Annotated in this window: 1 protein-coding gene; it reads left to right on the top strand. The window is 44.9% G+C overall.

Annotation, left to right across the window (positions count from 1 at the left end; translation table 11 throughout):
• Positions 1–1,028: Orn/Lys/Arg family decarboxylase (locus PMAL9190_RS19925; protein ID WP_503121368.1), on the top strand; the 1,028-nt coding region annotated here is incomplete at its 5' end.
• Between the last annotated feature and the right edge of the window lie 37 nt (positions 1,029–1,065).

Genomic DNA, 1,065 nt, shown 5'->3' with positions numbered 1-1,065 from the left:
TGATGCACACTTCAACATCACCACTATACGCAATCTGTGCGTCTAACGATGTTGCTGCGAACATGATGAAAGGCGAAAGTGGTCTATCGCTAACGAACGAAGTTAACCGCGAAGCGATCATCTTCCGTCAAAACATGCGTCAACTATTCAACGATTACACCGCTGAAAACGATTGGTTCTTCAAGCCTTGGAACGCTGAAACGGTTACTGAAATGAACGGTGACAAAGTTAAATTTGAAGACGCTTCTGTTGAGTCTCTAATGACAATTCAACAGAACTGGAAACTAACTCCTGGCGACAAGTGGCACGGCTTTGACGAAATCGACAATGACTGGTGTATGCTTGATCCAATCAAAGTGAGCTTGCTAACTCCAGGTCTTGACGACAACGGTAACTTCCTAGAGACAGGTGTTCCAGCAGCACTTGTGACTGCATACCTAGGCCGTTTTGGTATCGTTCCAACCCGTACTACTGACTTCCAAGTCATGTTCCTATTCTCAATGGGTATTACTAAAGGTAAGCGTGACACTTTGATCAACACATTGTTGTCATTCAAGCGTCACTACGATGCAAACGCAGATATCGAAACATTACTGCCTGAGCTAGTAGCGTCTGCTCCTGAAGTTTACCGCGGTCTTGGTCTTAAAGATCTAGGTAACAAGATGTTTGAATACCTAGTACGTCATAACCCAAGCCAAGTACTGAACCACGCTTACTCAAGCCTTCCTGAAATGGAAGTTAAGCCACGTACTGCTTACCAGTTCGTAGTTTCTGATGAAGTAGAGCTAGTACCTTCTGACAAGCTAGTGGGTCGTGTTGCAGCGAACTCTGTGATCCCTTACCCACCAGGCATTCCAATGCTAATGGGTGGTGAAAACTTCGGTGACGAAACAAGTCCTCAAATCCAGTACTTGAAAGCACTAGAAGCATGGGACGCTGAATTCCCAGGTTTTGAACACGAAACTGAAGGCGCTGAGATCGAAGACGGTAAATACCACGTTCTTTGTATCAAAAAAGACGCACTATAATCGCTTAATGCGATAATGTGACTACCCTACCAATCCC

This window comes from Photobacterium malacitanum (genome assembly GCF_900185615.1).
GTDB classification, from domain to species: domain Bacteria; phylum Pseudomonadota; class Gammaproteobacteria; order Enterobacterales; family Vibrionaceae; genus Photobacterium; species Photobacterium malacitanum.
This window is presented reverse-complemented; position numbering and strand designations above follow the sequence as displayed.